The sequence below is a fragment of the Agromyces mangrovi genome (assembly GCF_030296695.1).
Classification (GTDB): domain Bacteria; phylum Actinomycetota; class Actinomycetes; order Actinomycetales; family Microbacteriaceae; genus Agromyces; species Agromyces mangrovi.
Genome location: NZ_AP027737.1, coordinates 1,768,784 through 1,785,815, shown reverse-complemented (window position 1 = coordinate 1,785,815; position 17,032 = coordinate 1,768,784). Strand labels below are relative to the sequence as shown.

The following is a 17,032-nucleotide window of genomic DNA, read 5'->3' as shown; positions in this document are numbered from 1 at the left end:
CGTTTCTCCTAGGCGGAATGGATGGAGGCGTCAGCCCCAGCAGGTGCTGCCGGCGGCGTCGGGTGTCGTGAACTCGAGGTCGAATCCGTCGGCCGCGACGAGCTCCGTACCGGTGTTGAAGAACTCCAGACCGTCAGACGTGCCCGGGAGCTCACCACCGCGAACGACGGCCGCCACAGCCTCCACGCCCATCTGGGCCATCACCACGGGGAACTGCATCGACGTGGCACCGAGCTGGCCGTTCGCGACGAGATCGACGCCCGCGCAGGCGCCGTCGATCGACACGATGGTGATCTGGTCCTGCAGACCGGCGGCCTCGATCGCCGCGTACGCTCCGGCCGCGGCCGGCTCGTTGATCGTGTAGACGAGGTTGATGTCGGAGTTGCCGCTCAGGCAGTTCTCCATCGCGGAACGCCCACCGTCCTCGGCGCCCGTCGTGGGCTCCTGGCAGGCGATCTCGTACGTTCCGCCCGAGTAGTCGCCGCTCTGCGCTTCGTCACCGTTCACGCCGGGGTCGGCGATGTCGATGCCCATCCCGGTCAGGAAGCCCTGATCGCGGTTCAGGTCGGTCTGGATGACCCGGTCGTTGAACTGATCGAGCAGGGCGATCACCGCGTGCTCGCCGTCTAGCGCGGCTGCCGCCCACTCGCCGATCTGCTCGCCCGCAGCGAAGTTGTCCGTCGCGAAGGTGAGGTCGACCACGTCGGCTGGGTCGGTCGGCGTGTCGAGTCCGATGACGACGAGGCCGGCATCGCGCGCCCGCTCGATGGCGTCGTAGACGCCCGGACCGCTCGGGAGGATGAGGATACCGTCGTCGCCTCGGGTGATGGCGTTCTCGATCGCTTGGATCTGTCCCTGCTCGTCGCCGTCCTTGGAGCCGGCCTCGACCGTGATCGAGACGTTGTCGATCGCCGCCTGCTCCTGCGCGCCCTCCTCGAGCGCAACGAAGAACGGGTTCACGAGGTCCTTCAGGACGAGCGTCACGTTCACCGTGTCATCCGTCGTCGCCGCTTCGCCGTCGCCGGCGCTCCCACCACATGCGGAGAGTCCCACGGCCAGGCTGACCACTCCCGTGACCGCTGCCGTCTTCTTCCAGTTCCAGTGCGCCACGCGCAAACCTCCTTGTTTGAGTGCCGTGCTCGCTCTCGGTGCCGAGTGCGATGCGCCGATCGGGTCTCGGCTTGCGATCAAGCTAGCGCACTCTGTCCGTTCTGTCTAGTCTGTACGTACAAGCCGTGATGATTCGACAATGCGGTCGGCTTGTACGATTGCGCGCAAAGGAGTGTGTCGATGGCTGAGATGATCGAGCGGGACTCGCCGGTTCCCTACTACGAGCAGCTGTTCGGCATACTCAAGGACCGCATCGTCAGGGGCGCGTTCGCCACCGACGAGCGCCTTCCCAGCGAGCATGAGCTCTGCCGCGAGTTCGGACTCTCGCGCGCGACGGTGAGGCAGACGCTGTCCAAGCTGGAGTCCGAGGGGTATGCGCGACGGGTCGCACGACGCGGAGTCTTCGCCTCTACGCCCGAAGAGTCGGCGGGGTGGACGATCCAGGACACCCAGGGCTTCCTCGAGCTCCAGCTGCGCCACGGGCACACCGGGGTGAAGACGACGGTTTCGTCGGCGCGGTTCGCCTCCGCACCCGAACACGTAGCCGACGCGATGCGCCTCGCAGCAACAGAGGAGGTGTTCACGCTCGAGCGCGTGCGCTCGATGGACGGCCAGCTCGCGATGTTCAGCACCAACTGGTTCCCGGGTGACGCCGGACGCGTCATCGCGGCTGCGGACGACGTGCTCGACGGCAGCGGCTCGGTCAACAGCACCCTTCGCGAGGCGGGCTTCTCCATCGCCGGCGCCCGTCGAGTCGTCGAGTCGCTGCCTGCTCCGAGCGATGTCGCGAGCCACCTCGGCATCGAGGAAGGGCGCCCCATCCTCCGTGTCCGTTCCCTCTCCTGGGACCAGAACGATCTCCGCTTCGACTACTACGAGACCTGGGTATTGACGGACGTCGTGCCGCTCGAAGTCAACATCGCAGCAAGCTGATCGCAGCTCGCCGGTCGTCGACCTAGCAGGCTACCCCTCCACCCACCGCCGGGTCAGCGCCTGAAACGCCGCCACGTCGGCGGCCGGCCAGTCGGCGATCGTCTCGGCGATCGAGCGCTCCTGCGCGGCGACGACCCGGGCGGCCAGCTCGCGACCGGACCCGGTCAGCGCGAGGATCACCCCGCGCTGGTCGGCCGGGTCGGCCACCCGCTCGACCAGGCCGACGCCCACCAGCCGCGCGACGATCTTCGTCACGTTCGCGCGCCCCGTCTCGAGGCCCTCGGCGAGGTCGGTCGGGCGCATCGCGCCGTGCAGCGAGAGCTGGTTGAGCGCGAGGAACGTCGGGATGTCGTCGATCGGGAAGCCGACCTCCGCCATGAGGTCGCGGCGCAGACGGGAACTGTTCGCCTGGCGGATCATCCGCTCGAGGATGCCGAGCAGGTCGTCGGGGTCGGTCGACGCGACGGGCGAGAGGTCGACGGCGTCGACGTGCGCCAGCTGGGTGGCGGGTGGCCGGGGCATCCGTCGTCCTCTCGTCCCGGGGCTGAGTTGCGGGCGGGCCGGGTTCCGGCAGGCTACCCGTCGGCCACGATGCGCACCGGCCCGACGAGGCCGTACGGCCGCACCGACACCTGATGCGTGCCCTCGCGCCCGCCGATCGCCAGCACGATGTCGGGCAGCTCGTCGTAGTACCCGCGTGCGATCAGCCGGTTGTTGAGCGAGCTCGCGGTGCGCACGACGATGTCGTTCGCACCCGTGACGACGGCGTCGGTCACGTCGACGGTCGGATGCGACGTGTCGAACCCGACCGGCGCCCCGCCGTTCACCGACACCGACCCCAACCCGCCGTTCGTCGAGCCGAGCTCGAGCACGAACCGCTCGCCGTCGGCCGGCAGGCGGTCAAGCGTGATCGTTGTGCGGTACTCCCCCACGCCCGACACCTCTGGTCCGACGCCGGGCAACTCGACCCACGGCGCGAGCGAGGTCGAGGGCGACTCGAGGCGCGTGACCTCGGTCTCCGGGCGCACCTCGCGGGTCACGTAGCCGAGCCCGCGGTCCTCCTCGATGACGGTCGTCTCGCCCGCATCCCAGCTCTCGACCGCGATGCGCCACTCCGAGGCATCCGCCAGCACCTCTCGACTCGCCACCGCGGACTGGGTCGCCGGCTCCGACCGGTCGAGGGTGAGCAGGGCGATCTCGCCGGGCGCGAGGCTGAGCGTGACGATCGTGCGGTCACCCTCGACACGGATGCCCCGGTGCTCGCGCACCTCGCCGGTCCAGGCGTCGATGCGGTGCATCCGCCCCGTGCCCGGCAGCGCGATCTCGACGGTGGTGTCCTCGCCCGTCTCGTAGAGGAAGTGGTACGCGTAGACGTGCAGCAGGTCGCCCTCTTCGCGGAGGTAGCCGAGCACGTTGCGGTTGTCGGCGGTGAACTCGGCACGGCCGACGACGCCGAGGCCGCGCAACGCGTCGACTGTCTCAGCGGGGTCGTCGATCTCGGCGACGGTGGGCTGCTCGCGGAGCTCAGCGAGGGTGGCGGCGAGCTCGTCGTCGCGGCCGTCGCGGCCCGGGGTGCGTGCGGCGGCGCGCTCGTGGTGCGTGTACTCGCCCGTTGCGAGCTGCTTCAGGTCGCTCGCACCGTTCACGATGAGCAGGCGCAGCCCCTTGCGCGCCCAGTCGAGCAGCAGCGCCGCGACGTCGGCGTCGAGCGTCTGCTGGTAGACGATGAGCGCCTGGTAGCCGGGCCCGTCGGGCTGCACGAGGCCGTCGGCGAACGAGACGTCGTCGTGCCGCAGCAGTGCCCCGTCGAGGAACTCGTAGCTCCAACCGGCATCCTGCATGCCGAGGTCGCGCCACCAGTGGTTCTGCCGATCGCGCATCCACATGCGCCCGTAGGCGACCTCGTCGGGGATGCGCTCGCCGTCGGGCGTGGTGAGGATCATGCCCGAGGTGTTGTCGACGAAGTGGTCGGTGCGGAGGATGCCCACGTCGATGCGCGGGCGGCCCTGGCGCAGCAGGTACTGCACGCGGCCGACGGCGTCGTTCCAGAGCGGGTAGAACTCGGATGCCGGCTGGCGCAGGTCGAATCGCTCGGAGAACATCGACCACATGCCCTCGTGTCCGGGCCACTCGGTGGCGCCCTCGGCACCGGCGACGCTCGCCCAGCCGTGCAGCACCGTCTTCGTGACGCCCGCAGCGAGCTGGGTCGCGATGATCTGGTCATAGAAGCGGTGGTCGAGCATGTGGTTGCGCGTGGTCGCGCCCGTCTCCGACGAGTACTGCTTGCCGAAGAGGTGCGCCGGGCCTGCGAGCAGCCGGTACGCGTCGATCTGCGAGCCGAACTCGAGCGACTCGGTCTCGATGCCGTCGACCTCGGGGCCGGGGCGGGTCAGCTCGAACGGCAGGCCGTAGCTGATCTCGGAGCGCAGCAGGATGCCGTTGTCGTGCAGGAACTCGGCGAACGGGCGCAGCATGTGCTCGATGTAGAGGTCGGTGAGCGTCTCGACGTAGTCGTGCCGCACCTTCTCGACCTCGATGCGGTGGGCGGCGTCGGCCTCGTAGGTGTACGTCGTCGACGAGGCCATGAGCTCCGACTGCCGCACGAGCACCGGCAGCCACGGGGTGATCTCGTACCCGCGGCGGGCGCCGAACTCGGCGGCGACGTTCGGGCCCCAGAACATGCCGCCCCGGCCCCAGACGTTCAGCTCGAGGGAGTCCATGTACATCTGCGCGCGGGGTTCTTCGCGATCTGCTCGCGCAGCTCGGGCGTCAGCACCACGTCGCGCCAGTAGTCGATGACCGCGTCGACGCCCGCGCGCTCGAGGTAGTTCACCGTGTAGTTGACGGTGGCCGAGGGGGATGCCGTCTGGCCCGTGCCGTGCGCACGGAACGTGAACAGGCGCCAGTCGTCGTCGGTCAGCGGGGTCCAGTCGAGGGCGTCGTCGACGACCTGCGCGGTGAGGTCTTCGACGCGCTCGATGGCGAGGGTGGTGCCGTCGCCGCCCGCGATCGTGGGCACCGCGAGCACCGCGACGAGCGGCTGCTTCGTCGGGGCCACCCGCTCGCCGGGCAGGATGTGCCCGCCGCGCTGCTCGTGCAGGTCGATGAGCGGCAGCGCGCCGCTGCGGCCGCCCGCGCCCACCGCCTCGACGATGTAGTTCAGCTCCTGCGCGGCCGCGGGGTGGTCGGGGTCGATCGTCGGCAGGTTCGCGTTCGACCAGTTGGTGCCCGACGTGAAGCTGAACGACATGCCGCGCGCCGTCGTCTCCTCGACGACGATCGCCGAGTCGTGCACCCACTCCTCCGCACCCCAGCCGTAGCGCGAGTGGTCGATGGCCTGCTCGTCCATGGCGAGGAACTCCATGCCGCCGAAGCCCAGGCGATGCGCCGCCTCGATCTCGCGCCGGATCGTCTCGTCGGTGTGCAGGCCCTCGGCGAGCCACCAGCGCTGCTCGGGGCGGTACTCGATGGGCGGATGCGCGAGCGGCTCGCGGTGGGCGTCGAACGCGGCGGACATGGTTCTCCTTCGAACGTGGTCGCTTCCGGGCTCGGCCCGGCGTCTCGCCTAAGTATTGTCCGCAGTGAAATATCCCGCAACCCCTTCGCGCCTCCCACGCCGGCTGAGGGCGATTCCCCAGCCCGAGGGCTGAAGCTTCAGCCCTCGGCTCCACGAACGGCACTCAAGCGGGATCAAGAGGCGGCACCAGCGCCAGGCGAACGCGCGCTCAGCGGACCTCGCGCCAGAGGCCCCGCACGGTCAGGCGCACGCCGTCGAGGGCGACGAGGTCGCCGTCGGTTGCGTCGCGGTGCGCCTGGGCGGGCGCCGGTACGTGCACCGCTACGTCGGGCGCGAGCGGCAGGATGCGGAGGGTCACGTCGCTCCCGGGCACGAGGCCGGCATCCGCGCAGTTGACACGCCAGTCGGATGCATCCCAAAACCGGTCGGCCACGACGACGCCGTCCACGAGCACCTCGCCGACGTCGCCGGCCCACGTGATCTCGAGGCAGGCGTCGGGGTCGGATGCCTCGGGCGGCAGCTCGATGCGGAACTCGGCCGCGTGCGCGGCCATCACGTCGTCGCCCGGGGCGGCGGCCCGCCCGTCACGCGAGCCGTAGCCGTGCGGTCGACCGGGGCGGGGCGGATGCAGCGGGGTGACGCCGACGGTGCCCGCGAACGCGCCGCGCGCGACGTACTGCATCGGCAGCGGCGCGAACGAACGCGTAGCGGAGTCGTAGGCGAGCACCTCGGGGCGCTCGGCAGGCGCGCCGGGGTGCTCGGGGCGTGCCTCGATGCGGCCGTCGACGCTCCAGGTGAGTGCGTCGTCGGCGAGGAGCATCCGTGTCGCCCCGCCCTCGGCATCGCGCTGCACCCAGACGCGACGGGCGTCGCCGGCCGGCAGTACGAGCAGGTCGAGCGCGCCGTCCGGCGCGGTGATGCGGATCGGGTCGCGCGAGGGCTCGATCTCGAAGGCGGTCGTCGCGGGTGCAGCGGCGCCGCTGGGCGCAACGCCGGCGGTCGCGCGGACGCCGCTCGCCAGGGTGGCATCCGCGCCCAGCCCGAGCTCGACCGGCACGCCGCGCTCGGCGATCGCGACCAGCGTCGGCACCGCGCCGGCCGGAGCACCGCCGGACGCCCCGCCGCCGAGCACCGTCAGCGCCGACGCGGTGAGCCACTCGATGCGCACGCCGCCGACGGGCAGGCGCACGGGCCAGCGCGCGAGCGTGCCCGCCGGGATGTCGAGCGGTGTCGCCGGGAACCGCACCACCCCGCGCGGCCCGAGGTCGAGCGCGAACGACGCGCCCCGGTACGTCGGCAGCGGCACGTGCGGCTGGTGCCACACGACGAAGACGAACCCGCCGTCGCGACCGCCTCGGTAGGCCCAGCGGAGCGTCTCGCCGTCCTCGACGCCGTCGGGACGCACGTCGGGCAGGTGCGACTGGCCCAGCACGTCGGCGAACGCCGCGAGGAACGCGTGCTGCACGCGCAGCTCGGCGTGCCCGTCGCCCAGGCGGCCCGCCTCCCCGACCGGTGCGTGGAAGTCGTAGCCGAGCTGCGGCAGGTCGTTCGGGTAGCCGGTCGCCTGCGACTCCTGGAGCCCGCGCCGCGGGTTCGTGCCGCCGACGTACATGAAGAAGCCCTGCCAGGCCGATCCGTTGCCGATCTTGCAGTGGGCGACGGCCGCCACGTCGCGCCCGCTCGGCAATGGCCTGCGGTGGTAGGCGGTCGCCATGCCGCCGCCCAGCTCGCAGGTCGCGGGCGGGAAGGCCGTGTCGAACGTGGAGCGCTCGGGCTTGGCCTCGCCGTCGCGCACGTCGGCCCCGATACCCGGGTCGTCCCACACGTCGGAATGGAAGAAGTGCTCGCGGAACGTCGGGTCCCACGGGGCATCCGCATCGACCCAGAACCCGTCGGCGTACCCGCCGTACAGCGGGAACACCTCGCCGGGCGGCAGCTCGGCCCCGCCCCACGCGGTCGCGGTCCAGAACGGCGCCGACATGCCGCACTCGCGCGCGAGCCGCTTGAGCGTGACGAGGTGGCCGGGCTGGTCGTAGAGCTCGTTCTCGAGCTGGATGCCGAGCACGGTGGCCGGCGTGCAGCGCCCGTCGAGGTGATCGCCGAGCTGCCGCCACCACTCGAGCACCAGGGCGAGGTAGGCGGGGTCGTCGGTGCGGTGGGCGACGGATGCCTCCTGCACCCAGTCGGGAAACCCGCCGTTGCGCATCTCGGCGTGCACCCACGGGCCGATGCGCAGCACGACCTCGAGCCCCTGCGCGCGGGCGAGGTCGACGAACGCGGCGAGGTCGAGGTTGCCGGCGAAGGATGCCTCGGGGCCGTCGGGCGCGTGATGCAGCCAGGGCACGTAGCTCGAGACCACGCTGATGCCGCCCGCGACCATCAGGCGCAGGCGCTCTTCCCACCGGTCGCGGGGCACGCGCGAGTAGTGCAGCTCACCCGAGACGGGGATCCACGGGCGACCGGCGCGGAGGATGCCGGCGCTCGTCAGCTCGAGTCCGGGGCGGGCGTCCTCGTCGTTCGCCAGGCGCGGTCGTGTCGGCGCGGTGCGCTCGTCGGCGACGCGCAGGTTGAGGTCGCGGTGGTGCTGGGTCATCGTGAGCCATTCTCCTCCGGCGCCCGCATCCCCGCCTGGATGCGTCGATCGAGATCGTCGAGCTCGGCGAGCAGTGCGGATGCCACCCATACCCGATCTCGCTTCCGCCCCGTGATCTCTCGCATGATGCCCGCTTCGACCAAGCGATCGATCGCGGCGTACGTCTGCACCGGGCCCACGCCCGAGAGCCGCTCCACCTCGTCTGCGTCGAGCGCGGGGTGGTCGAACAGCAGCGGTAGCAGCCGTGCGATCGCCGAGCCCGCGCGCGGCCGCAGGTCAGCCGCCCATTCGGAGGGGAGGTCGGTGATGCGCTCGATGGACTCCCGGGCTTCGGTCGCTGCGACCTCGGCGGATCGGACGAAGAGACCGACGATCGACCCCGGCTCCCCGGCGCGGTACGCACCGAGGGAGTCGAAGTACTCGTCACGTCGAGCCAGGATGCCCGACGCCAGTGGGACCACGGTGTGCCTGGTCACTCCTCTTCGGCGCAATGCGGCCGACACGAGCGCCCTGCCGATGCGGCCGTTGCCGTCGGTGAACGGATGGATCGACTCGAACTGCGCGTGGGCGATCGACGCCTGAATGAGCGCCGGCATGTCGTCGCGGTTGAGGTACTCGACGAGATCGCGCATCAGCCCCTCGACGCGGCTGGGGGCGGGCGGGACGTACAGTGCCCCCTTGGCGAGTAGTCCGACCCACCGATCCAGTTCTGCATGTCTCGGAAGCGTCCCGCGTGGTCCCGCTCGACCGGATCGTCACGCATCAACGCGTGGTGCGCCTCGAGCACATCGTCCACGAGCACCTCGCCCCGTCCGCCGACGACGTCGACGAGCCCCTGCAAGGCGGCGGTCGCAGCGACCATGCTCACCGCCGAGGAGTTTCCGCGACTGCCGGCGAGCGCACGTGCGTAGTCGTCGGCGCTGGCGGAGATGCGCTCGATCTTCGACGACGCGACGGACTCCGTGCGGATCAGGAATCGACCGAGCGCCGCGGAATGCACCGCTGCGCTGGAGTCCGCCCGCCCGACGGCGACGAGCGCTTCCTCCGACGCCGTGAACATCGCAGGCGGCGCACTGAAATCGAGCCCGGCGATCAACGGCGGGATGCTCGCGTCGACCGCTCTCATCATGCGGTCGTCACGAGCGCCCCCGCGCGAACGCTGCTGCCAGGGAAGGGTCTCCGTCCCGTGCGCAGGCCACAGGGGCACCTCGAGATCGGCGTTCATCCCGAAATAGTGGCATCGTTAGTTCAGTTTATCAACTAAAACCCGAACTAACTCAACGCGTAGTTCGGGTTCCTGCGGCGCGAGTGGGAGGGCGACGACTAGCCGCCGGGCCCCCTCCGGACCTCCAGGCCATGGGCGACGACGGGGCCGGCGTGCAGCGCCGCGGTCGCGCGCGCCGCCCCGTCGGGCTGCGCGAGGAGGTCGCAGACGTCGGCGGCGACGCCCGCGAACGACCGGTCACGCGTCTCATGCGCGAGATGGTCATGGATCGCCTGCTGCGTGTCGAACGCGACCGGACCGGGTGATTCGGCGGCGCCGATGAGGCCGTGTCGCGAGACGTAGGCCGAGTACGACCGCGGGCGCTCCCCGAGTCGAGCACGAGCGGATGCCACCGGGCATCGAGCTCGACGCGGTCGTAGTTGCGTTCCGTCGCGTCGACGACGTCGAGCTGCGCGTCGTCGAACCACGCGGCGACCACGGGCGTGACGGCGTGCGGGCTGGCGTGGGGCGCGGCGGGGATGTAGCCACGCGGGGTGACGTGCGCGGAGTAGCCGACGCCGACGCCGTGGAGCACGCCGGTCAGGAACGGCGTCGCCCAGTGGCATCCGCTCGCCGCGTTCGCGTACTTGCCCGCGATCACCTCGGGCGACGCGTTGGAGCCGATGGCGACCACCAGCGTCCGCTCGGCGATGGGAGCCGCCCCCTCCCTGGCGAGGAGCCGTTCCACGGTCGTGACGCCGGCCCGACCGTGCACTCGCGCGACGTGGATGCCGCGCCCGGCTTCGGGGCGCAGCGGATGCACGCCTGCCTCGAGCAGCATCCGGTTCGCGGGGGACGGGGCCCAGGGGTAGTGCTCGGGCCGGCCCGGAGGACCGTGCCACGGTCGCCGCGTGCTCATCGGTGCGTCCTCCGTTCCGCTGCGCTGCGCTTCCCAGCGTAGGCATGCGCCGCTGTGTGGATCATCTGAATCATGCAAACGCATGAACTTGTAGAATCGGCTCATGCCGACCGCTATCACCCCCGCCGAGCTGCGCAGCTTCATCACGCACACTGAGGGCAGCGTCACGCCCAAGGGGGTCGCGGGCCTCTACGGCCGCGCCGAGATGCTCGCGCGCATGCCGCAGTCGCTCCAGCGCTGGATCGTCGACCGCGCGAGCAGCAGCGCCGACGAGTACATGGGCTTCATCGTCGAGCCGTACGCCTTCTTCCTCGCCTACGAGATCACCGACACGGATGCCGCTGAGCGCCTCCTGCCCGAGGGCTACCGCCTGGTACCGACGGCGATGTTCGCCGACGAGGCCCCGCGGCACTGCGCGATCCTGGGTGCGTTCAACGTGCGTGCATCCGTGTTCCAGGGCGCACGCGTCGAGTTGTACGTGATCGCCGAGAGCATCCGCACGGGCCTGCTGACGTGGGTCATCTGCGATTACGAGTCGAACACGATCAACTACGACCCGGGCGAGGGATTCTCCGCCGCGACCACCGAACGCGCGATCGTGACGACGGCGCACACCGGCGACGTGATCGTCGACGTGCGCAGCGCGGAGCGGCCGAACGCCGTCGCGGCCACGGCCTCGGTGCCGGCCGGCACGATGCACCCGCTCGACCAGCGGCTCTGGGTGGAGGGCAACCTGTCGGTCGACTACGGCGGGCGGCTCGCGCACGAGGGTTCGGAGCCGTTCGGGCTCGTCTTCGACCCGGCCGAGATGGCGCAGGCGCTGCGGATTCCGCTGGACGCCGCGCAGGTCGAGGCGAACACGTTCGGTGCGGAGTGGCGAGCGGATGCCCCGTTCGAGGTCGCGTGCTTCCCCTACGCGCAGCACTTCCTCACGACGAACTACCCGCGGTCGACGCCGATCCACGACGAGCACGCGGTCGCCGAGGCGGTGCGAGCGCAGGTCTCGGCGGCGGTGTAGCCGCGCCGACGCGACCGGGCGCTACGACGTCCGCGGGCGGGCCCTACGCTGCCAGTGAGCGTTCCCACCGGCGCGCCCGCAGTCCACCACTCCCCCAGGACGGCACCGTGCACCACACCATCTCGCTGAACGACGGCACCGAGCTGCCGCAGATCGGCCTGGGCGTCTACCTCGTCACCGACGTCGATATCTGCGAGGCCAGCGTCACGCAGGCCATCGATTCGGGCTACAGACTGATCGACACCGCGACCGTCTACCGCAACGAGCGTGCGGTGGGTCGCGGCATCCGTGCGTCCGGAGTGCCCCGCGACCAGATCGTCGTCACGACGAAGATCTGGCCGTCCGACTACGGGGCGCGCAGGACACGCGCCGCGATCGAGCGTTCACTCGACCGCCTCGGCACCGGTCGCATCGACCTGCTGCTGCTCCATCAGCCGGTCGGCGACGTCGCAGGAGCCTGGGCCGCGATGGAGGATGCGGTCGACCGCGGCGACGTGGGCTCGATCGGCGTGAGCAACTTCACCGCCGAGGACCTGCGTCCGCTCCTCGCATCCGCTCGTGTTCGCCCCGCCGTCGACCAGGTCGAACTGCACCCCTACTGGCGGCAGCCCGACCTCCTGCCGTTCCTCGCAGCGGAGGGCATCGTGCCGCAGGCCTGGTACCCGCTCGGCCATGGCTCGACGGAGCTCCTCGCCGAGCCCGCGGTGACCCGACCCGCCGAGCGCACCGGCAGGAGCCCCGTGCAGGTGGTGCTGCGCTGGCACGTCCAATCCGGGATCATCGCGCTGCCCAAGTCGACCAACCCCGCGCACATCGCGGCGAACCTCGACATCTTCGACTTCGAGCTCGAGCCGGCGGAGATGGCCGCGATCGACGCCCTCGGCAGGTCGCGGCCGATGTACCGGGCGCCCCGTTGGGCGCTGTCCGCCCTCGCGCGGCTGGGCACGCCGCCGCAGTTGCGCTGAGCCGCTACCGATCCTCGGAGAACCGCACCGCCGCGCGGAACTGCGCCGCCACGTTGGACCCGACGCCGAGGGGCCAGCGGTGCATGACGTAGGTCGCCGCCTCGTCGACGGCGAGCTTGCGGGTGGAGTTGCCCGCGCGCACCCAGAGCTCGGGGTCGGCCGACTTGCCCGGGCGCAGGTACACCGGGCGCGGCGACGCGGTCATCTCGACGCGGCACACGGTGGCCGTCCCATCGGTGGCCGTCCCGTCGGTGGCCGCCTCGTGGCCGTTGGGCACCTCGGCGAAGTCGACCCGCACGAGGGAGGTGGCGGCGGTGCCGAGCGAGGTGGTCATGAGGTCGCGCAGCCAGAGCTCGTAGCGGTCGAGGTCGGGCGTGCGCAGGGTCGCGAGGTCGGCGTCGAGGCCCAGCGCGGTGCCGGCGTCGTCGACGCCGATCAGCAGCGCGCCGCCGTCGCCGTTCAGGAAGGCGGCGACGGTCTTCGCGATGACCTGCTCCATGCGCGCGTCCTTCTCGCCCGTGCGCAGGTTGATGCGGGCGGTCGACTTGAACTCGATCTGGTCGGACTCACCGGCACGCATGAGCTGCTCGATACTCGCGCGGGTCGGGCGCTGCAGGTGTGCGGCGATCGCGCCGTAGACGCCGATGAACAGCACGGCCATGCCGAGCGTGGTGATCAGCACGAGCGGGCTGCCCAGGTTCGGGTCCGACCCGATCAGCTCCGTCAGCAGCAGGCCCACGACGATGCCCGACAGCGACAGCAGAATCGCCGTCGACGCTCGGAGCTTGGCCCGACGGCGAAGGATCAAGCGAGCGATGCCCGAGAAGGCGAGCGCGACGAGCACCGCGGCGAGGATGACCACGGCCACCGCCCACGGCGGGGCGTCGAAGAGGACGTTTCCGGACACCCGTCGACCCTAGCCCGACCTGTCCGATGCTCCGACTCGGACACCGGATCGGTTCACCGCAACGACTCGCTTTCGTAGGAGTCGATCATTCGTGATGTACGCCCCGTTCGCTTGGCAGCCACAAGGCGTCGACGGGTGGAAGCTCGTCGCCGAGGGTGAGGTATATTCGATCGACGCGCAGCCCGGACTTCCGAGCGAGCAGTGCGAATTCGTGCGCACCCGGAGTCAGGTCGACATCCGAAAGATGTAGCCAGACCCAGCGCTGCCGCAGTCCGTACGTGCAGAGGTCGCCCTGAGCGTGCTGCGCCGAGAGCGGTTGGGGAACACCGTCGACCGCGATCAGGCAGGAGTCGTCGCGGTTGTCGTCGAACTTCGCGAGCAGCCAGACGCGATAGCTCCCCGGAAGTTCGACCCGGATCCGGTAGTGCAGGCCGGGCGCTGCGGCGGGGTCCTCCCATCGCAGCCCGCGGGTAGACACGTGCATTGCCAAGCCGGCCCCAGCGGCGGTCTCGGCAGACGTGTGCGTCCACGACTCGGCGACGTCGACAGTGGCCGCGGTTCGCCAGGCGTGCTCGGTGTCCCCGAGCGCGTACTCTGCCTCGCGGGCGAGGATGCCATCGCACTCGAGGATGCTGCCCGATCCGATCGAGGCGACGATGTCCTTCCGGCCATCCGTGCCAAACCGGTCGAAGGACCTCGCCGGCGCAGACTGCGGGATCGACCGGAGGCTGCGGGACGTCGTCGGTCCTCCCAGAAGCTGCGATCCGCATAGACCTGGGCGGGTAGCGAGAGTTCCCTCGGGTCGAGTCCGTAGAGCGATTGCGAGGTGCGATCGACATCCTCCGGGGAGATCGCAGCCGGGTCTGGATCGAGTACGTCTGCAGTGCTGAGCGACCGGGTGCTGCGTTCCGGGCCCAGGTTCGTCGGTCGGGGTTCCCCCGTGTACACGACCGCCTTCGACATCGTGAAATGCGCATCGATCGCGTGGAGCCGGAGACGATGCGGGCCGGCATCCAGCCACGGCAAGCCGATGCGGAGTCGCTCGATATTGTCCATGATGTTCGTACTCCACGTCCCGCAGCGCTCATCCGAGGTATAGCTCTCCAGCACCACTGCAGGATGATCATCGACACTCACTCCAACGCGGATTCGACCGGTTGAGTCCAGCGTCGGCAACCGATGAACCTCGAGGAGGTGGGCACCCGGCGTGCTGAGGTGGAAGTCCAGTGCGACGCGCCTCCGCCCCTGACCACTGTGAGTGTCGACTATGGCGAGGTCGGACGGCGCGCGATGGCCCGATTGCTCTGCACGATCCGGGACGTCGATCCGCCGGAGTTCGTCCTGCCGGTGAGTCACGTGGTGTGGCGGGGCAGCACCGGTCCCCCACCCGCGTCGACGGCATGGGTCCGCGAACCGCCTGATCGGAGCGCGCGGTGGCGATCGTGGCTGCGGTTGCGGGTTGCGGCGCGCACTACTCCGCTCCGCTCACCGGAGTCGCGAACGACCAACTCGGGGACCAGGGTCTCGTGTCGATGGACATGCGCCGACAACGCCGACGACGACAAGGTCGTTGGCGACGAACGGGGCGTCCGGCCGCTCCCCTGCGGGGCGCAATGATCTCTGCGGAGAGACGGGGCCTCCGCTCGAGGGCGGCCCGGAGGAGTCACGAGGATGCCATCCACTCGTTTACGCCGGAAGACGTCGATGTACCGCACCTCCCGATCTGATCCCTCCGGGCTCATCCCGATTCGGACACTCCTCCACGCTCAGTTTCTTTGTACCCCGCATGAGCAACATGCCTTTCATGTCCGGCCCGCGTGTCTCCATGAATCATCGCATTTACTCAGTTTTCACGCTACGATCTGGCTTGCGCGCGGTCGGCTCGATCGCGCGGCACATGAGAAGGAGCGCAATGAAGCACCCATCCAGATCTGCGCGGCACCGCGCAGGGTCGATCGCCGCCGCACTGGCCGGCGTCGTCGCCATGACACTCGCCCCCACGACCGCGATGGCGTCGCCGCCCACGTCGGAGGAAGTCGGTGGCAGCGTCGCGCACCACCGGTACTTCTCCGAGAATCTTGGCGCCGAGAGCGGTGTCGTGGTCTACACACCTCCCCAGTACGACGCACGCAGGCCTCTCCCCGTGCTGTACATCGCACCCGGTGGGTGCCGAGACGAGGAGCACTGGTTCACGATCCCCGGTGTCGACGCCGAATCGCTCGACGCGGTCTTCCATTCCGGCGATGCCGAACCGATGATCATCGTCAGTGTCAACGGTTCTGTGGGAAGCGACCTGTTCGAGAGTCCGTTGGCCGACCCGTTCCCGACCGAGCTCGTCGACAGCGTGGTGCCGTTCGTCGACGCGCACTACGCGACCATCCCGAACGGACGGCACCGGGCCCTCGCCGGCAACTCGTGCGGTGGGATCCAGGTGCTCAACACCCTGATCCAGTACCCGGGCGCGTTCTCCGAGATCGGGCTCTGGAGCACGGGTTGGTTCCCGTCGACGCTCGAGTCGTTCGCGACCGACCCGGCGCTTGCCGCCACCCTGGAGAGTCCCCGACTCGAGCACGGCACCAGGTACCTCGAGGCGCGAGTGGGGGCAGACGACTTCCTCGCCGGCCCCAACCTCCAGGCCACGGCCGACTTCCTCGCCACCGAGGCCGGCATCGAGACGCCGACATTCGAGGCCATTCCGGGCATCGGTCACGACGACGAGGCGGGTCGGCTCGCACTGTTCGGCGGGCTGAAGTCGTTCTTCGACTGATCTGTGGTGGCGCCCTGCCAAGTGGGCATAGAGAGGCGCCGCCCGGGAGCGTTCCCGGGCGGCGCCCCCTACATCAGTGGGCTGCACCGAAATGGAGTGGGCGGGTACGCGTCGAGGCGAGCGCGACGCAGCCGGATCCGACCTCGAACTCCGGCGATGGCCTCAACCGAGGACCTGCACCTGCGTTCGGTCGATGAGCCACTCCGCGAATGTCGTGATGGTGCGGAGTGCTGCCGGAGCACCCGGCTGGTCGAGGTGCCCGTGCGCCGTTCCGGGTTCGACCGTGACTGAGGTGTCCACACCGGCATCCGAGAGCTGCCGGGCGAAGAGCTCGCCCGACGCTCGCAGGTCGTCGTGCTCCGAGTTCACGATGAGCACCGGCGGCAACCCGGCCGGGTCGGACATCCCGGGAAATGCGATCGGATCATCGCGCCTGCCGCCATCGCCGAGGTAGTTTGCGTTGAGCGCTCGGACGGTCTCAGGAAGGAATCGCGGGACGTCGACTGGGATCTCGCGATGGCTCGGCGGAACCTCCGGATGGACGAACGGGTAGGCCAGGACGATGCCCGCAGGGAGCGGTCGCCCGCTGTGCCGAAGTCGCAGGCACACCCCCGCCGCGAGGTTCGCGCCGGCGCTTGCACCACCGATGTGAATCCCCCGGGTCGGGATCCCGCACCACTCCACCGCCGTCGCCACTGCCGCAGTCCAGCCGTCCAGCGCATCATCTGATGCCGCGGGGAAGGTGACGCCGTGGAGGGCCTTGCGATAGTCCAGCGTGGTGACCGCTACGCCACGTGACGCGAGCTCGAGCGCCACCCAGTGCGACTCGGGCATGTCGAGGTCACCGGTGAGGAAGGCGCCCCCGTGAATCCAGACGAGCGCAGCGCGCTCCGCCTCGGCTGCCATGTATCTGCGGGTGGGGACGGGGCCACCTCTTCCCCGGATCGGCGCATCGACGACCTCTACGCCGGCGAGGTGAGGAAAGCGCCGGCGGATCGACGCGTCGTCGATTTCCGTCCGGGTCTCGGGGTTGGTCCCCGCTTCCAGCGCTCGGATGAAGTCGGATACATTCGGCTGGCGATCTTCACTCATGATTCGG

General features: G+C 70.2%; 15 protein-coding genes and 1 pseudogene. 4 read left to right on the top strand and 12 right to left on the bottom strand.

Features of this window, described 5'->3' with window-relative positions; genetic code table 11:
- Positions 1-30: 30 nt before the first annotated feature.
- A complete protein-coding gene (locus QUE38_RS08440; protein ID WP_286311541.1) occupies positions 31-1,110 on the bottom strand; it encodes a substrate-binding domain-containing protein in 1,080 nt (359 codons plus the stop codon).
- 150 nt (positions 1,111-1,260) lie between these two features.
- Between QUE38_RS08440 and QUE38_RS08435 the strand changes: the two genes are divergently transcribed.
- Positions 1,261-2,043, top strand: a complete 783-nt coding sequence (locus tag QUE38_RS08435; RefSeq protein ID WP_286311539.1) for a GntR family transcriptional regulator — start codon at positions 1,261-1,263, stop codon at positions 2,041-2,043.
- A 30-nt stretch (positions 2,044-2,073) separates the two neighbouring features.
- On the opposite strand, the gene QUE38_RS08430 is transcribed toward QUE38_RS08435, so the two are convergent.
- The 7 genes from QUE38_RS08430 to QUE38_RS08400 form a co-directional block, all read right to left on the bottom strand.
- Positions 2,074-2,565 carry a MarR family winged helix-turn-helix transcriptional regulator gene (locus QUE38_RS08430; protein WP_286311537.1) on the bottom strand — a complete coding sequence of 164 codons (492 nt, stop codon included), beginning with the start codon at positions 2,563-2,565 and terminating at the stop codon, positions 2,074-2,076.
- Positions 2,566-2,618: 53 nt separating this feature from the next.
- Entirely contained in the window at positions 2,619-4,763 is a 2,145-nt protein-coding gene (locus tag QUE38_RS08425) for a glycosyl hydrolase (protein ID WP_286311535.1), read from the bottom strand.
- Complete coding sequence (locus QUE38_RS08420; RefSeq protein ID WP_286311533.1) at positions 4,745-5,560, bottom strand: glycosyl hydrolase family 2 protein; 816 nt, start codon at positions 5,558-5,560, stop codon at positions 4,745-4,747. The genes QUE38_RS08425 and QUE38_RS08420 overlap by 19 nt, the downstream gene beginning before the upstream one ends.
- Positions 5,561-5,768: 208 nt before the next feature.
- The gene (locus tag QUE38_RS08415) at positions 5,769-8,153 is read right to left on the bottom strand and encodes a beta-galactosidase (protein WP_286311531.1); all 2,385 of its coding nucleotides are present in this window, start codon (positions 8,151-8,153) and stop codon (positions 5,769-5,771) included.
- Positions 8,150-8,785: a Fic family protein gene (locus tag QUE38_RS08410; RefSeq protein ID WP_286311529.1), complete on the bottom strand. Its 636-nt coding sequence runs from the start codon at positions 8,783-8,785 to the stop codon at positions 8,150-8,152. The genes QUE38_RS08415 and QUE38_RS08410 overlap by 4 nt, the downstream gene beginning before the upstream one ends.
- Entirely contained in the window at positions 8,785-9,378 is a 594-nt protein-coding gene (locus tag QUE38_RS08405; RefSeq protein ID WP_286311527.1) for a Fic family protein, read from the bottom strand. Before QUE38_RS08405 ends, QUE38_RS08410 begins: the two co-directional genes overlap by 1 nt.
- 52 nt (positions 9,379-9,430) lie before the next feature.
- Complete coding sequence (locus tag QUE38_RS08400; protein ID WP_286311526.1) at positions 9,431-10,198, bottom strand: hypothetical protein; 768 nt, start codon at positions 10,196-10,198, stop codon at positions 9,431-9,433.
- A gap of 181 nt (positions 10,199-10,379) precedes the next feature.
- Here QUE38_RS08400 and QUE38_RS08395 point away from each other — a divergent pair, with 181 nt between their 5' ends.
- Positions 10,380-11,294, top strand: coding sequence for a hypothetical protein (locus tag QUE38_RS08395; RefSeq protein WP_286311525.1), 915 nt, complete (start codon positions 10,380-10,382; stop codon positions 11,292-11,294).
- A 107-nt stretch (positions 11,295-11,401) separates the two neighbouring features.
- On the top strand, positions 11,402-12,259 hold the full coding sequence (locus QUE38_RS08390; RefSeq protein ID WP_286311524.1) for an aldo/keto reductase: 858 nt from the start codon (positions 11,402-11,404) through the stop codon (positions 12,257-12,259).
- A 4-nt stretch (positions 12,260-12,263) separates the two neighbouring features.
- On the opposite strand, the gene QUE38_RS08385 is transcribed toward QUE38_RS08390, so the two are convergent.
- The 3 genes and pseudogenes from QUE38_RS08385 to QUE38_RS17570 form a co-directional block, all read right to left on the bottom strand.
- The gene (locus tag QUE38_RS08385; RefSeq protein WP_286311522.1) at positions 12,264-13,166 is read right to left on the bottom strand and encodes an AlbA family DNA-binding domain-containing protein; all 903 of its coding nucleotides are present in this window, start codon (positions 13,164-13,166) and stop codon (positions 12,264-12,266) included.
- An 85-nt stretch (positions 13,167-13,251) separates the two neighbouring features.
- Positions 13,252-13,644: a hypothetical protein gene (locus tag QUE38_RS08380; protein ID WP_286311521.1), complete on the bottom strand. Its 393-nt coding sequence runs from the start codon at positions 13,642-13,644 to the stop codon at positions 13,252-13,254.
- A gap of 488 nt (positions 13,645-14,132) precedes the next feature.
- Positions 14,133-14,522: pseudogene (locus QUE38_RS17570) on the bottom strand (hypothetical protein); the annotation flags it as partial.
- Between the two features lie 430 nt (positions 14,523-14,952).
- Here QUE38_RS17570 and QUE38_RS08375 point away from each other — a divergent pair.
- Positions 14,953-15,933, top strand: a complete 981-nt coding sequence (locus QUE38_RS08375) for an alpha/beta hydrolase (RefSeq protein WP_286311519.1) — start codon at positions 14,953-14,955, stop codon at positions 15,931-15,933.
- 162 nt (positions 15,934-16,095) lie between these two features.
- Here QUE38_RS08375 and QUE38_RS08370 read toward each other — a convergent pair whose 3' ends face one another.
- On the bottom strand, positions 16,096-17,025 hold the full coding sequence (locus tag QUE38_RS08370) for an alpha/beta hydrolase (protein ID WP_286311518.1): 930 nt from the start codon (positions 17,023-17,025) through the stop codon (positions 16,096-16,098).
- Between the last annotated feature and the right edge of the window lie 7 nt (positions 17,026-17,032).

Bases quoted from the DNA above. Each gene is read 5' to 3' on its own strand.
- QUE38_RS08425 (WP_286311535.1), bottom strand. From the start codon at position 4,763: ATGGACTCCCTCGAGCTGAACGTCTGGGGCCGGGGCGGCATGTTCTGG.
- QUE38_RS08410 (WP_286311529.1), bottom strand. From the start codon at position 8,785: ATGCGCGATCTCGTCGAGTACCTCAACCGCGACGACATGCCGGCGCTC.
- QUE38_RS08430 (WP_286311537.1), bottom strand. From the start codon at position 2,565: ATGCCCCGGCCACCCGCCACCCAGCTGGCGCACGTCGACGCCGTCGAC.
- QUE38_RS08375 (WP_286311519.1), top strand. From the start codon at position 14,953: ATGAGCAACATGCCTTTCATGTCCGGCCCGCGTGTCTCCATGAATCAT.
- QUE38_RS08415 (WP_286311531.1), bottom strand. From the start codon at position 8,153: ATGACCCAGCACCACCGCGACCTCAACCTGCGCGTCGCCGACGAGCGC.
- QUE38_RS08420 (WP_286311533.1), bottom strand. From the start codon at position 5,560: ATGTCCGCCGCGTTCGACGCCCACCGCGAGCCGCTCGCGCATCCGCCC.
- QUE38_RS08395 (WP_286311525.1), top strand. From the start codon at position 10,380: ATGCCGACCGCTATCACCCCCGCCGAGCTGCGCAGCTTCATCACGCAC.
- QUE38_RS08370 (WP_286311518.1), bottom strand. From the start codon at position 17,025: ATGAGTGAAGATCGCCAGCCGAATGTATCCGACTTCATCCGAGCGCTG.
- QUE38_RS08400 (WP_286311526.1), bottom strand. From the start codon at position 10,198: ATGCTGCTCGAGGCAGGCGTGCATCCGCTGCGCCCCGAAGCCGGGCGC.
- QUE38_RS08405 (WP_286311527.1), bottom strand. From the start codon at position 9,378: ATGAACGCCGATCTCGAGGTGCCCCTGTGGCCTGCGCACGGGACGGAG.